At 65.7% G+C, this 15949-nt stretch carries 5 protein-coding genes; all 5 read right to left on the bottom strand.

What is annotated here, in order from left to right; translation table 11 throughout:
* Positions 1–6: 6 nt before the first annotated feature.
* The 5 genes from JQ639_RS04815 to JQ639_RS04835 all read right to left on the bottom strand — a co-directional run bounded on the left by JQ639_RS04815 (position 7) and on the right by JQ639_RS04835 (position 15745).
* Positions 7–11973: a filamentous hemagglutinin family protein gene (locus tag JQ639_RS04815; protein ID WP_211969156.1), complete on the bottom strand. Its 11967-nt coding sequence runs from the start codon at positions 11971–11973 to the stop codon at positions 7–9.
* A 335-nt stretch (positions 11974–12308) separates the two neighbouring features.
* Positions 12309–13292 (bottom strand): FecR family protein, encoded by a 984-nt coding sequence (locus JQ639_RS04820; RefSeq protein ID WP_211969155.1) that lies wholly within the window; start codon positions 13290–13292, stop codon positions 12309–12311.
* Positions 13293–13367: 75 nt separating this feature from the next.
* Positions 13368–13949, bottom strand: a complete 582-nt coding sequence (locus JQ639_RS04825; RefSeq protein ID WP_249123503.1) for an RNA polymerase sigma factor — start codon at positions 13947–13949, stop codon at positions 13368–13370.
* 108 nt (positions 13950–14057) lie between these two features.
* On the bottom strand, positions 14058–14732 hold the full coding sequence (locus JQ639_RS04830) for a secretin and TonB N-terminal domain-containing protein (protein WP_211969154.1): 675 nt from the start codon (positions 14730–14732) through the stop codon (positions 14058–14060).
* 197 nt (positions 14733–14929) lie between these two features.
* Entirely contained in the window at positions 14930–15745 is an 816-nt protein-coding gene (locus JQ639_RS04835; protein ID WP_211969153.1) for a lytic murein transglycosylase, read from the bottom strand.
* Positions 15746–15949: the final 204 nt, after the last annotated feature.

The raw sequence follows: 15949 nt of genomic DNA on the forward strand, positions 1-15949 counted from the left end.
CATCGCTTACAGCGCTCCGTCGCGGACGAGCCGCTGCTTCTGATCCTCGGTCATCACGCCGGCGCCAACGTATTGAACCGCGCTGTTGGTGTTGTAGCTCTGCCGCTCCTGCGAGCGACGCGCGCGTTCCTCGTCCGATGGGCTGTTGTCGCCACCACCATTGCCCCCGCCATAGCCGAGCACCTCGACCATGATGATCGACGCCTGGCCATCGTTGCGCGCAGGTGGCGGCACAGCTTGTTGGGTGGCCGCGGTGGTGTTCGATGCCGCGGTCAGCGCCGCCGTCGGCGGCCCCTGCACCGTGGGAACGCCGGTCACCGAGCCCTGCCCGCTGAGGTTGGCCGCATTCAGCACCTGAAGCGCGGCCAGGTTGAGATTGCCGGAGAAGCGAACGCCCGCTTCGCCGAGATCGATGGTGCCAAGCGGCGCCACGAGGTCGATATTGCCGCGCGGCACCTGCGGGATCGGCTGGAGGGTCGCAAAGCCCGCGCCTGATGCCGGCGCCACCGGCGCCAATGTCACATTGCCATACGCATCGTAGACGCGCCTCGGCGGCGTGAAGATGGTCGTCGTCTTCGAACCACGGCCGGCGTTGATGTCGCCCTGCGCCGACCACACCATGATGTTGCCGCCGAACGTCGTCATCACGCGGCTCTGGCCGAGCAGCACGCTGCCGAGTGAATAGACGTCGATATCGCCTGCGCCTTGCGTGATGAGACCCGCTGCGGCGCCGGGCGTGATGCCCTCGACACCGACGAGGACCTTCCCGCCGGGCGCCAGGACCTCGATGCCTCCGCCGAACTGGGTCCTGATGCCGCCGTCGGTGAGCACGGTTTTCGTGGTGTCCAACACATCCGGTATGTAGCCACTAAATATGGTGACGTTACCCGAATAGGTGATCGGCTTACCCTGCGCATCCTGGTTCGGGAACAGGCTTGCAATCGCCTCGCGTCCGCGCAGGTAGCTTCCCGGTCGCGGACCGTTCGCGTCGTTGTATTCGCGGCCGCTGGCGGTAAGCTCTGCATAGTAGACTTGCCGGACGAACACGCCCTGCTGCTCCGCCGGCAGCGTCAGGAAATAGCCGAGCGCATCGGCCGCCGTTCCCTTGTAGCCGAAGCGCTGCTGCAGCCACGTCAGCAGTTCCTGATCGTAGGCGTGAGCCACCTTGCCGCTGCCGGCGAGCGGCGCACCATCCACGGGCAACTGGTTGGCGGCGTTGAAATACAGCCTCGCGAAAGCGGCATAATCAGGACCGCCCGCGCCAACGCCGGCCAGGGTGACGACGCCTGCGCCCCCCGCACTGTTGGCCGGGTTGACCAGATCGCCCGCGCTGACCAGCGCGCCATAGTAGCCCTGATACAGATTGCGTCCGGCCTGCACCTGAAGCAGCCCCGGGCCCGCGACGGTTACCGAATCGTAGATGATGTCGCGCCCGGCCTGGATGAGCGTGATGTCGTTGGCGTTCATATTGAGGAACGCGCTGGCGACCTTGCCGGTGCCGACGATGTCACGTCCCGCGATCACCTCGAACGGCTTGGCCGCCATGTACCAGGTCGCCAATGTCGGCACGAACGACCCTTGCCTGTACACCTGACCGACCTGCCCAAGTGTCAGGTCGTCGATATCGACGCCGGCATAGACCAATGCGGGCTGGTCGTCGCCGGCATGAAGATTGGTCAGCGGCGTATCCGGACCGAATGCGATCGGGTTGCTGTTCCAGTTCTGGTAGGGCGCCGTCGGGCTCGCGTTCGTCGTCAGCTTGTACGAGAACACGGGATGGAGCGGCGTCGCCAGCAGGCTCATGTCTGCGCCGGACAAGCCGATCACCTGCCCTTGCCCGTAGATCGAGCCTGACGCCAGCAGCTCCAGCTGGCCCATCGGCGATAACATCAATTCAATCGGCAGACCGGCTCCGCCAAAGCGGAGATCGCCATTGGCCGCCGTCATCGTGAGCGTACCGGGATAGATGGCAAGTTTGTTGCCGTTTCCTCCCAGGGCGGCTGCATCGCCGCCCGCGCTATAGACGTTGATCGCACTCGGCTGGGTCCACAGCGTGAAACGGCTCGAACCGCCCTGCAGGACGAAGGTCGTATCGACCTGATGATAGGGCGTGCCGTTGACGTCGGGAATGTCGACCATGCCCGCATCGCTCGCGCCACCGACGACGAGATCACCCCTCGCCGTCATGCTGACGCTGCCATCGCCCGGAGCAAGGATTGGTCCCGGCGTGAACAACGCGGACCTGAAGACCGTGGGACCGACCGGCCTCGGATCGACCGAACCAGCAACGGCTCCCGGCTGCTGCGCGATGGCGCCGACCGAACCCGCGTTGACAAAAATATTGCCACGCAAGTCGGTTACTGCACCGAAATAATCGGGGATCAGATTCTGGATACGCGTGACGTTCGGATCGATGCCATTGAGGGTGCCGCCGACGCTGAGCCTGAGATCACCGCCACCCGTCTGGAGCAACGAGCCATCTGCCAGGATCCGGCCTGTCGACGCCACCACAAGATCGAGGCCCAGGGATACGTGCTGGTCTCCGCTGAGATTGTTGGCCCCCGCGTTGCGTCCGGCAACCACAGTCAGGTTGCCGCCGCCGAGCGTGCCGATGCCCTGGAAGCCGATCAGCGACGACGAGGGAGCATTCGGATCCGCCTTCGCCATCCTGCCGAAGTTGATCCACCATGCCGCGGGATCCGACGACACCACGGTGCCGCCCTGGCGCCCCAGCCAGTTGCCGGACTGATCGGAATCCACCCAACGGTTCTGCCTGTCGGCGATCTGAATGAAGCCGGTAACATCCTGCTGTGCCGACAGCAGCAGGTCGCCGCCGTGCTCCGGATACCACGCCTGCAGAAGGCCGCCGCTCGCGGTTCCGATCAGATCGTAGGGATTGCTGCCATCCGCGGTCAGGACCGGCGCCGATTGAGTACCTGCGGTGTAGACGCCATAAGGCGTCGCCTCGCTGAAGCTTCCGCCGGCAAGCAATTCGAGACTTCCGGTCCCGGTGCGAAGCACGCTGAAGTACGTGCCGTTGTTCGACGAACTATAATTCTGATCGCTGAGCGTGAGATTGCCGCCGCCGTTGAGCGCCCGCGTGGTCTGAAGCACGCGCTGGTCTGCTGCCGCGAGGTCGGCGCCGGCCACCAGGCGGATCGACGCGGAGAGCGAGCCTGCGGGCAACAAGGCCGCGCGCGGGGTCGTCGCGGCAGGAGGCGGACTGCCCGCGATCACAAGAGACAAGCCGACGACGGAGTTCTCGATGCCTTTGGGGATCAAAAGGCGCGTCAACTTGGTGTTATACGGAATGACCGATCCCGACGCATAGATGGTGCCATCGGCAGCTTGCGGCCGGAAAGGAAGCGCCAGCGGACCTCCAGTCAACGTCTTCGGAACAGTCCAACCTTCCGGCGCGGTTACAATGGCCGTCTGGCCCGCAGCGAGTCGCCAGTACACCGCAGAGCTGGTGAAAAGAGAACTACCGGATACTTCAGAAGCTAAAATGGCGCGATTGGTAGATGGCTGTCCAACACCATCCATGAAGCCGTCTGAGATGCTGCCGTTGATCGCGAGATTACCGCTCGCTCGGATGACCAGAGCCAATGGCTCGCCCGCGCCGTAGCTGCTAGACGTCTTGTCGCGATTAGCGTTCGCGCCGTAGCGATATTTCGCAAGATCGATATCGCCCGAGGTCGAGAGATCGCCACTCGACGTGATCTGGACACCCGGCCGCAGATGGAACGCACTGCCGTAGGCGGACAGGCCACTGATCTTGCCGGGCAGCGTGCCGCTGGCAAGCGCGGCATTCATGAACGCCGTGCTCGCGATATCGTAGCCGTCGAGCGTGCCCTGGCTTATGGTGCTGCCGCCAGGCAGATCATAGGTCCAGAAGGCGTTGAGCGCGATGTCGCGCGCGCCCCTGATCGTGAGCGGTCCAGCAGCGGCGATGGCGATATCGCCCGAGGTTTCCGCGGTGCGCTGTGCGTTCAGGACCACATCGCCGTAGGCCACACCGTCCGGGGTGCTGAGATCCATCGTCGCCCCGGACGACAAGGTAAGCGTGCCCCCGGCCGCGGTGAGTTCGATATGACCGCGATTCTTGGCTTCGATCGGCTGGCCGTAGCTGTCGACCTGCAGCACCGTGCCGTGGACATCGAGCACAGCATTCGAGGCCAATGTCAGCCCGTTCATTCCTGACAGGCGAATGGTGCCGGGCGCCGCGCCGGAGGCATCGATGGTGCCGGCGACGGTCAGGCTGCCGCCGTCGACCGAGACGGTGACATTGTGCGCCCTGACGCCGTCGCCGATGGAGAGATCGCCAGTCTTGATGTCGAAGCTGCGGCTCTCGAAGAAGCCGCCCTGGTTGAGGGTGGCGTTGAGCCCTGCGAAGTCGGCGAGCGTCCCGGCTGTGACAGTGAATGCGCCGCTGGCGGCGCCCCCCGTGGCACTGCCGTTCAGCACGCCACCGAGCGCGACCTGTCCGTTGGCTGCCGCGATCGTGACCGAGCCCGCGCCGGCATTGATGGCCGACACGTCGATTACCGACCCGGCCGCCTGGGTGACGCCGCCCTGGGCGCTGTTGAGGATGAGCGTGCCGCCGAAGCCGTAGACGGTTGCCTTCTGGATCATCGACGGCTGGCCGCTGAGATCGAGGCGTGCTCCGGCATTCAGGGCGATGTCGGTGGTGGCGTTGACCACCAGCTTGCCGCTCGGTAGCAGGATGGTGCTGGCAATGGCGACGTGGTCACCGGTGAGATCAATCTCGGCGCCAGCCACCGTGGTGCGCACCGCGCTCGGCGCGATGCCGGCGGGCGTGACGACATTGAGCGCGCCGCCGGTGGCATACGCCATGACCGACTTCTGCGCGCCGGTGAGCAGCGGCGTCGATAGCGTCAGGTTGCCGCCGGTGCCGCTCTGGCCGAACACGGCGGCAGAATCGGAGCTCGGCGCCTGGTAGACGTAGAGCGAGCTGTTGCCCGCCGAAACGATCTTCGAACTGGCGATCAGATTGACATTGCCGAAGCCGTAGACAACGCGGCTCACCGAGGCGGAATTCAACGGCGAAAACTGGCCGAAGTCGATCTCGCCGGCGACGAGATTGAGCGTGCCCGCTCCGGTGCCCGGCCCTCCGGGCGCAATCTGAGGCGGCGTGGCGCCGGCGATGCCGTTCCAGGTAATCTTGCCGGCGGCGATGGTTGCGCTGTCGCCCGCCGAACCGTAGCCGTAGACCGCCGGCGCGTTGAAGGTCAGGTTGACCCCCGAAGCGGTCGCATCGAGACCGGCCGAGCCGAACAGGTTGATGGCGTTTGCAGCGCTGAGCGTGATGGTCTGCAGTGCGGGCGCGCCATGGGCGGGGTCGCCATTGACCAGCGTGTTGAACAGCGCCTGGTTGAACAGGACGCCGGCCGGGGCCCCTGCCGCCGCGACCGTCGCAGCATCGCCGATGTTGAGAGTGCCGACCGCGAGCGCGATGTTACGCGATCCGAAGTGAGCCGACGGATCGAGGCTCGATGCGCCGGTGCTGGCAAACGCCAGCGTGCCTTCCGAGAACAGCGACGACCCAGCGCCCACCGTGATCGTGCCCGCAGCGCTGCCGAACGAGCCGGGGGTCGCCCCGAGGAAATTGAGGTTGCCGTTGGACAGCGCGAGGACCGTGAGACCGTTGGGCGAGTAGCTTACCCCGGTCAATGTGGAATCAACGAGCGCCGCGCCCTGCCCAACCGTGCTCAGCGTCACGTCGTTGCCGATCGTGATATTGTTGCCGATGATGAAGATTTCGCCGGCGGACAGGCTGACGCCGTCGCGAATGGAAAGATTGTATCCACCATAGCGATAAGGCTGATTGAAGACCATCACGCCATTGACGATCCCAACCGTGCCGTTGACGAACAGCCGCGACGCCTTGATGGCGTTGATATCAGCCGCACGGAGCGCAACCCCCGCGAATGCCGCGGTCGCGGGATCGGTATAGATTTCGTCGACATTCATCAGCCCGACCTGGCCGGCCGCCCCGCCCTGCGCGCCCTGGAACAGGACTGTGCCGCCGAATGACAGCGCTGACGCTGTCGTGCCCGGCGCAGGCGGCTCGAATTTCAAGTTCAGCGTCTTGCCGTCGGCTGGCTGCAGCGGACGTTGCGCGCCGAACTGCGCTGCGTTCGCGATAAAGAAGTCGCTGTAGCTCTGCTCATTGTACTGCGAGTAGTGGCGAACCGACGTCCCTGCAGTAATCAGCGCCGTCACCGGCAGGCTGCTCCGGATCGCCGTATTGGCGATGCCGGTGGAGACCGACGCCACGTAGGTGCCGTTGCCGATGGCCGTCGGACCGATCGCTGGATTTGCGCTGCTGCTTGCGAGTTCGATCCGGTAGGCGCCCGGGAGAAGCGCGTAGTTCGATGGCAGCAAGGTGTAGGTGCCTGCTGCAAGCCCCGGCACGCCGGCCGGGACGGTGATCTGCTGCCCGACCACGGGATCGCCTGCGCCGTTCTCGGGAGCGACCGGCGCATAGCCGGAGGCGTAACCGGGAACGATAGCATACACCTTGTCCGTAGCCTGGCTGACGGGCGTCGTCGGATTGGCATTGACGAGCGGGGTATTGAGGATGTTGAGCGAACCACCCCGTCCGGAGATGAAGCCCGCGCCGCTGAGCTTGCCGCCTCCGGACAGGTCGATCGTCGCGCCGGCGGCCACGTTGACCGACTGCGCGTCGAGCGTGACACTGGATTGATATCCGACGTTGCTGAAATTGGTGAGGTCCATGGCCTTCACCGCGACGCCATTGTAGCTGTAGGTGACGCCGTCAGCCGTCCCGCCATAGGGAATGGTCACGCCGGCCATCGACACCGACGTCAAGCTGCCAGGCAGCAGGTCGACCCGACTGGTCAGGGGCGCATTGCCCGTGCCCAGAACGATGCCGCCGAAAGGCGCCCGCACGATGCCGCCCTGCTCGACGCGGGGCGCGGTCAAGGTGAGATTGCCAAACACAGACAGGGGCGCATCGGGAATCGAACTGGTGGTACGGCCGATCGTCAGCGTCACGTTCGAATTGGGACCGAGCGCCACGGTCGGATCGTTGCCGCGCAGGCCGGCGATCACGGTCGCAAGGGCCTTGGTGGCGGGATAGATCTGTGCCGCCTCGAGATCGAGATTCCAGTCGGTCGTGAGCTGTGTCCCCTGCGGGGTGCTCGACGACAGGAAGCGGATATCGCCCTGGCTCCTCAAGATCGTCGTCAGGAACCCCGGCGCATAGCTATAGGTGGTCAGATTGGTCGTGGAATCGTAGACACCCAGACTGGTCGCGAACTGCACCGGACCCTGAATATCGATCTGCTGCGCATCGGCTTCGAACTTGGCGTTGGTGATTGCCCCGCCTGCGTTCGGGTTGCCGAAAGCACGGACATTGGGATCCTTGACGTCGACGATGGTGCCATTCAGCAGTATGTAGGGTGCGGAAACCAAAACCTTGCTACTCGAAACCGCCGGCGTGGCCGACATGGCGCCCGATGTGAAGGCGCTTGCCGTCAAAGTGAGGCTGCGGCCCAACGACAGCGCGATGTCGCCCATGAACTGCATGTAGTCGCCCGAGTTCAGAACCAGGCTGTCGAAACCGCCGGCCTTGATCCTGGCCACGCTCACCGCGCCTTGCCCGAACGTCAGGGACGACGCATCCAAGCCGGGTGCAATATCCGCTGGAAGCGGCGACGGCTGATAGGTCTGTGTCACCGTCAGTTTGCTGGGACCGAAGATGTTGGACGGCAGGCCGTACAGAAAGGAATCGCCCCGGAAGATCGGCGTGTTGAGGGCAATCGAGAGGCTGCCGCCGGACGCATTCGCCCCGCCGGCGAAGGCATGCATGTTGCCGTCGAGATAAAGCCCGCTGCTCGAGGACAGCGTGATCGCGCCGCCATTGGTCGCCCAGCCCAGCGGCTGGCTGGCGCGGTTGCTCCCCGCAGCCAGATCGATCGCGATGCGCGAGCCATCGGCGTTAAGCTCGGCGCCGGGGCGGATCAGCACGAATGCGCCACCGCCATTGATCGCGATCGAGCCACCACCGGTGGCCTTGCCGTAGGCACGACCGGCAGCGTCCGCGGTCTGGTAAGGCAGGCCGGAGACGTCGAGGTGCGCCGCGGAATCCACCCAGATCGAAATGCCGCGGCCATTGCCGTACGCATCGAAATTGCGAGCGGCGTCGAACTGGGTGCCATCCGCGATGTTGGCGAGGGTGATGCTGCCGCCATGCGCGGTAAGATTGCCATATACTGTGGTCTGCCCGAAGCTGCTAAGTGCGATGCTCTGCCCGGGATCGACAGTGATGGATGCCCCCGCGCCGATGACAATGGCGCCGCCGCCCGTGCCGCCCTGGATATTGGACTGCAACATCAGGCTGACGCCCCCGCGCTGGGTCAGCGTGGCAGCAACAGGATTCTCGATGAAGACAGGCGGCGTCCACAGCGACAACGCCGACGACGGACGGCTGCCGGACGGCACGGCAAAGCTGTCAGCCGTAAACCGGTACACCGGCATGACCGGGTTCAGGATGGTGTTGGTGGTGACGGCGACGCCCTGCGCGCCATTGACAGTGTAGTTCGAGAATCCGGCGGAGAAGAACGACGGGCTGAGCACAGGCGCGGCTGCAATGGACACCGTCTGCGGCAGAACGGCGCCCGCCGCAATAATGGCGCCGACCTGATAAGTCATCGCGGTCGGTTGAATCGATCCCGCCGCAAAGGTGGTCTGATAAGGTTGAACCGGAAAACCGTTGGGAAAGATCGCCGACGTGATCGTCGTCGTGTTGACCGGAATTGCGCCATTCCAATCCCGGATGACGGTTCCCGCAGGCATGACGGTCGCGCCGTTATCCACATTGTACAGATTTCCATCGGTGTCGTGGATGCTGACACCACGAGGGATAGTCCAGTCGGCACCGGTCGGCACGGTCGGCACGGCTGCGCCGAGTTGGTAGGGAATCGTCGTCGGCGTATCCAGGGGAATGCTGGTGAAGGTCAAGGTCAACGCCGCGGGCAATGGCTGGCCGGCCGGAATGGTCAGCGCCTGCTTGAGCTTCACACTGGTGGGCGCCGGTTTGCCCGCCGGCAGGATGCCGGCTGCGAAATCGGCATCCTCACCGATGATGAGATTGCCGGGCGAGGAGATCGTCAGCGCACCGCCACCGCTGACGCCGTAGGCCCGGATATTGCCGCCAAGCACCAGCGTGCCGTCGCCCGATGAAGCATCCTGCTGAATATCGCCGACCTTGATGGTGACATTGCCGCCCTTGCCGCCCTGCGTCTTGCCGCTCGCGAGAATGGCGCCGCCGGACGACACGTCGATCAGGCTGCCGGCTGCCAGCGTCACGTTCCCGGTCGAGTCGAAAGTGACGTTGCCGCCGTTGAGGAAAGCGAGATTCGACAGGCCGGCCGGATCAGTTGCGCCATTCATCCACACGCCGCTGGCGTCGATGGCGACACCCTGCGCCAGGGTCAGCTGTGCGCCGCCATCCGCATTCGTCAGCGAAATCGTGCCGGTCGCGCCGCTCAGGATATTGCTGACGGTGACACTGCCGGAATGGGCGGTGATGCCTGCGTTGACATTGACATTCGGAGCGACGAGCCGGACCTGTGCGCCCGGAGCGAATTGCAGCGGCGCGGCGACAGTGATCGTATCCGCGGAGGCAATGTTGAGACCGCCAAGGTTGAAGCCGCTGACAGACGACGCGTCGAACCAGCCGGTATGGGCGCGATCGGCCGGTAGTGCACCGGACGCCGTGAGATCGCCGGTGATCGAGGCGACGGCACCGAATTTCACATCGGTCTTGTAGGCTCCCGTCAGTCCCGGGCCGCTGTACTGGCCGAGCGCCAGCGTGCCGGCGACCGGCGCGGTGGCCTGCGTCAGCTTGTAGGCATCGGTCACGCTCGCAGGCCGCGCATTGACCTGCCGAAGACCTTTGACCACGTCGGCGACGATCTGGCCTTCGAATACCGAAGTCGGCGTCGACAGGATGAGCTGGCCGGCGTCACGGCCGACCGTGTAGCCGTCCTGCCAGACGCTGCCGCCGAAGCCCAGGGGGCTCGCGTAGATCTCGGTCAGCTTCGGATCGTTCTTACCGCCCTGGTTGTGCAGCACCACGAAGCCGGTCACCACGGCGGAGTAGGTCAGATTGGCCGGCGCGGAGTTGACGTTATAGACTCGGCCGTCGCTGCCGAGCACATAGGTCTGGCGCAGGAAGCCGCCCTGATAGACGACCGAGCCGCCGGAGATGTTGAACGTCGAGCCCTGCTGCGCCACCACTTCAGGCGCCGCCAGCGTGATGCTGCCGCCGATCGCGGTCCACTCGCCGATGGTGTGCGGCGTGTTGGCGAGATAGCCCGAGACTTCCAGCAGGCCGCCTGCGGTATAGTAACGATCGGTGGCGTAGCCGCCGGTGCCTGCCGGCACCAGCGTCAGGCTGCGCGCGTCGATCCAGACGTTCTGGTTGAACAACAGCCCGCTGTCGCGGTTCTGCGGCGAGTCGCGCAGCTCGTTGCCCTGGATGTTGACGCTAATGGCATTGGCGCTCATCGGCAGCGGCACGCCCTGCACGCCGGAGACGTCGAGCGTCGCGCCACTCTCGGTAAACACGCGCTTGCCGGCCGACACGGCGATCTGGCCGCCCTTCGCCTGGGTCAACGAGCCGTTCTGGAAGTTGACGAGGCCGCCGGTGACGATCTCGATGCGGGATTGGTCCTTGCGGTCGCCCAATGGGGACAGATTGTTGAACTGACCCGGGGCCAGCGTATTCGGCCCGGATGCCGCGATCAGCGCATCGCGCTGGGAGTTCAGCGCCGTATCGGGCGACGACAGCTCCGGCAGGATCACGCTCAGGCTGTTGCCGGTCAGCGTCACGCTGCCCGCTGCATCGCTCGCCGAATTGAGCAGATGGATGGTGCCGCGCTGATTGACCGAGGTGGTCGACACGAGCATGCCATCCTGGGTCAGCGTGCGGCCGGCCAGGGTGATGTCGCCCTGCTGGGAGAAGATCAGGCCGGTATTGCCGACGGTACCGCTGGCGCTCCCTGCATGAATGACGGGCGCGATCTCATTGCCGTTGGTGGTCGAGAACTTGTTGCCGTCGCTGCTGTAGCCCGGTCGCAGAATGAAGTCGTCGCCAGCCGCGAGAATGGCCTGCCCCTTGGGCGTGGCGATGGTGCCCGCGTTATGCACCTCGGTGCCGAGCAACGCCACGAAGCCGCCGCCGGAGGTGACGGACGCCGGAGCGTTCGTCGTAATCAGGGCGCCGCTCTCGACGATGATCTTAGCCCCAGCTCCCGTAAAGCTCGGCACCAGACTGCTGCCGCCCGACTGTGAATAGATGCCCGTGCTGTTCGCCGTCGAGGCGATCAGCGACCCGACATTGATCTGGCTGGCGCCGCCGAAGATGATGCCGTTCTGGTTGATGACCAGCACCTGCCCCGGCGCATTGATCTGGCCGAGGATCTGGCTCGGGCCGACATTGCCGATGACACGGTTGAGCGCCGTCCAGTTCGATGCCTGCTGATTGAAGTTGACGGCGGTCTGCGCGCCGACATTGAAGGTCTGCCAGTTCAGAATCGCCTGCGGCGCAGTCTGATTGATCGTGACCGTCGTACCGCTGCCGTTCGCGCTCTGTACCGGCGCATTGGCCCCGCTCCACGGCGCATTCGGCGCGACCTGCAGGCCGCCTGCCCCCAGACCGTTGGGTACTGCGATCTGCGGCAGTGTCGCCGAGCGCTGCGCAGCCGCAGCCGCGGCACGCGCCGCCGCCTGTGCCCCCTGCATCGCCTGGATCGCATCGATCGAGCGCCGCATCGCACTCTGGCCCTGCTGGGCAGCGGCCGCCGCCTGCTGGGCGGCGATGGCCGCGGCATCCATCGTATAGGCCGTGGCCGGCACGCCGACGCCGCCGCCGAGTTGCGCGGCGAACGCGCCGGATCCTCCGACCACCAGGATCGTCAGCAAACTCGCCCCCGCAAGCAGTGCCCCGCGCGAAGCGGCGCGTTGCAACCTCGGCGTGCCAGTCACGCCCGATGCATGGACGGTACGCGGGCGGCGATGGCGAATGACGTTGGAGCGAGCCGGCATCGAAGGAGCACCTTGTGGAGGCTGTCACGCGAGGCGTGATGGGAGCGTGCGCGGACGAAACGTCACCACAGCCCCGCAAGGCGCCGATGACGTCCGACCGGGCTCTTGACGTTTCTGCACGCCAAGGTGCGCAAAGGCAGGTGCGGATTATTTTTGGAAAAGTGCGCGCCGGAGCGAATGCCAACCTCAACGCAACCTGCGCGCGACCTCGGTCAGCTGACGAGGACGATCCCTCCGAGAAGCGAGGTCACGCGCGCGCCGAATGCCGCCTGCAGCTGGCCGACCACGGCATCGATCCGCGCCAACTTGAAGTGCGCGGTGAAACGCCGATGGCCGAGTTCCCGGTTGACCAGCAAAATCTTGCCGGAACGGTAGCGATTGATCTCGTCGATCACATGCGCCAGCGGCTCATTCTGAAAATACAGGTCGCCGTCGCGCCATCCGGTCACGATGCCCACATCGACTGTCGCAGGCGCGCCAAAACCATGCGCCGCGTAGGTGATCTGCTGGTCCTTGCCGAGCGAGACCGATGGTCCGCCCTGCGTCAGGACGACGATGCCCTCGAGGCATGTCACGCATACATTCACGCCGTCGGCACGCACGTTGAAGCTTGCCCGGTCGGCCGTCAGGACGCCGCTGCGCGCGATCACCTCGACGGGCCTCGCCCGCGTGGCGATGGCCGCTTCGCCGGAGATCAACTCGATGCGGTCGCGTTCAGGCCCCGCTGCACGCACGTTGAGGCTGGTGCGCGTGTTCATCTCGACCGACAGGTTCTCGGCGACCACGAGTTGCCGCTGCTCCCCCGGCGCAGTGCGATAGTCCGCGGCGAATTCGCCGGCGGACGGCCACAGACCAAGCGGGGGCTGGACGACCGCGATCGCGGCCCCTGCGGCGGACGCCGCCAGCAGGCCACCGAGAAAGGCGCGTCGTCCGACCCGCAAGGGCGCTCGCTGCGGCGGAGCGGACAACGCGAGCTGTCCACGCTGCGCCACATTGGCGATGGCCGGCCCGAACGTGCGCCAGCGCCCGCTGGCGCGCGCGAACGCTTCCGCATGCAGCGGACTGCGGGCACACCAGCGTTCGAGCTCGGCGACATCGACAGGCGTTGCGTCTCCCGACGTCAGTCGCAGGACCCAGTCCCAGGCTTCACGCCGGACAGCCTCGCCCTCGCCATGCCGGACATCGGCGTCTGTCATCGTTCAAAAGCGTCCTGTCCGCGGTCCGGCGCAAATCACCAAGTGTTTCGTCCTCATGATAGCGACATGTCGTCTCTAAGACGATTCCGGGGGCTCAGGTGCGCAACCGGAAAATCCACCTTCTTCCAGCCGTGCGTCGAGATGGGCGATGGCACGCCGCAGCTCATACAGGACGGTACGCCGGGATATGCCGAGCCGGGACGCGATGGCCTGATGAGTTTGGCCCTCCAAGCGCGACGCGACGAGGATGGCGCGTGTCCGCTCCGGCAGCTCGGCGATCGCCCGCTCCGCGAGCGAAAGATCGCGCCGCGCCTCGGCCTCCCGCGCCGGCCCCGGGGCCGGATCGGCGATCTCGAGCGCCGCATTCACCTCGGAGCGCCGCAACCGCCGCCGTTCCGCACGCTGGCGGTCGCGGGCGATATTGGCCGCGATCCGCATCAGGAAGGCGGCCGGCCGCTGGACCGCGCCGGCCTCGTCGTGACGGTGCAGATGCAGCCATGTCTCGTGCAGCGTCTCGCTCGCGAGCTCCTCCGATCCGAACTGGCGCGTCAGACGGGCCCTGAAGTCACCATATCTGTCGACCAGCAGGGCCCGCAGTGCAGCCCATGTCGTCCCTGTCATAGGTGCAACAGACCCCTCCCACCGGCCGCGATCCATCCAGGACCTGCCGGTGGCTTACGCTCAGCGAAACCACTTGGGCGAATAACACGGGTTTATGACAGATCAGCAACTTGATGCCGGTGCGGGTCTACCGGCATGGCCGTTTCACCCCGCGCAATCGCCGGTCTCGCGTGGTGGACGAGGCCCGATCGACAGGATGAAAGGCTGGGCACTGCCCGCAGGCGGCGGCAGCCCGATCGAGATGCGCCGCAACGCCGCGACCATGGCCGCGTCCTGCTCGTCGCTGCCGGTCGATCCGACGAGTGCGCTGCGCTGAACCTCGCCGGACGAACCGATCCAGAGCTCGATCGCCACCTTGTAACGACCGGGTCGTGTCTGTTCATCGCGGCAGAGCGCGCGGAGGATGCCGGCCTGCAGCGCTGTCAGGAAGCGGTCATCAGGCCGTGCCGTCGAGACCGATGGCGCCGGAGCGCCCTGCGCCGGCGGCATGATCACGAAGGCATCGACATCGGTCCGCCGCGCCACGAGGCCCGTGCCAGACAGCAAGGAGGTCAGCGCCCGCTCTGGCGTGAAATCGCCATTGACCTCGCCCGACCACCGTCCGGCCGTCAGTTCGCTTTCGAACAGCACCTGGACCCCGCTCGCGCGCACATAGGCCTGGATCGCGCGGTCGAGAGCCTGAATGGAAATGCGATAATGACGCGTCGCACCAGCGCCGGTCGTGCCGTCGGCATGCGCACCGCCGGTCCCGGCGAGGGCAACAGCGAGCGTGGCAACGGCGATGAGCCATGCCCTGCGAACTCTGCAACGATCAATCAACGGCGCGCCATCGACGGAGAACAGGAAGAGGTACCGGACCTCGTCGCGGGCAACCTACAGGAGATCGCAGCGCGATCAAGACGGGATGGCGCCTCGCCGGTCCGGTTTGGTCGATCCGCACAGGCCGCCAGTCGACGCGGCGACAGACGATCCCTGTCCGAGGAACGATGCGCCGAAGCAAGACATCCGGTACGGGATCAGCGGGTCGCCGCAGTTCCCTCGCCGTCGATCTGCCGTCCCATCAGCGCGATCGCCTTCTGGTAGACCTGCGCCGCATTCCAGGCCTGGATCGCCGCGAAGTTCGCTTCCCCCGGCTGATAGCCTGCGCCAGCGCGCCAGCCATGGGCGCGCAGGAAGTTGGCGGTCGAGCTCAGCGCGTTTGCCGCGACATCGAGATTGCCGGTGCCATAGGCGAGAATGTTCTTGGGCATGAACTGCGTCTGCCCGACCTCGCCATGCATCGATCCGCGCGTGCTGCCAGACAGCGCGCCGCGGTCGATCAGCTTCAGCGCGGCATAGAGCTGCTCGGTGAAGAATTCAGGGCGCCGGCAGTCATAAGCCAGCGTGGCAATCGACGACAGCATGTTCTGGTTGCCGCGCTGGCTGCCGAAGCCGGTCTCCATCCCCCAGATCGCGATCAGGGGTCCCGGCGGCACGCCATAGCGCTGCTCGATCGAGGCGAACATCGCCGCATGGGACTGTTTCAGCGAACGGCCGCGCGCGACGATAGTGGTGGCGCCGCGCTTGGCGAGGAACTGGTCGAGCGACAGGCTGAAACTGTGCTGGCTGCGGTCCGCTGCGATGGTGGCGCTGGCGTAGTTGGTCTGCATCAGCGCTGCGATCGCAGTCGCGCCGATGCCCTGGCCTTTCGCCTCGCCTGCGAACGATTCCTTCCAGGCCTCGAAGCCCGCCGGCGAGCTGCCGCACTGCGCCGCCTGCGCCACGCCGGCCGAACACGCGAGCGCAGTCACGGCCGCAACGATGGCCATCCAGCGAACGTTGTTTCGGATCATTCACGACCTCCACCAGCACTGCTACGGCCGCTCCACAGCGAACGGCTCGCCATGGCCGCCAGCATACCTGCTCCCCCCGCAATGGAACAGGGGCGCCTCAGCCGCCAGGCGAGGAACCGGGGCATGGCCGCAAACGACTGCGCCTGAACCACGGCGCAACGGACATCCACAATCAGGCTTTTATCTTAAGCCGGTCGCATGATC

Source organism: Bradyrhizobium sp. U87765 SZCCT0048, assembly GCF_018131225.1.
Lineage (GTDB): Bacteria > Pseudomonadota > Alphaproteobacteria > Rhizobiales > Xanthobacteraceae > Bradyrhizobium_A.

Bases quoted from the DNA above. Each gene is read 5' to 3' on its own strand.
- JQ639_RS04825 (WP_249123503.1), bottom strand. From the start codon at position 13,949: ATGGATCGCGGCCGGTGGGAGGGGTCTGTTGCACCTATGACAGGGACG.
- JQ639_RS04820 (WP_211969155.1), bottom strand. From the start codon at position 13,292: ATGACAGACGCCGATGTCCGGCATGGCGAGGGCGAGGCTGTCCGGCGT.
- JQ639_RS04835 (WP_211969153.1), bottom strand. From the start codon at position 15,745: ATGATCCGAAACAACGTTCGCTGGATGGCCATCGTTGCGGCCGTGACT.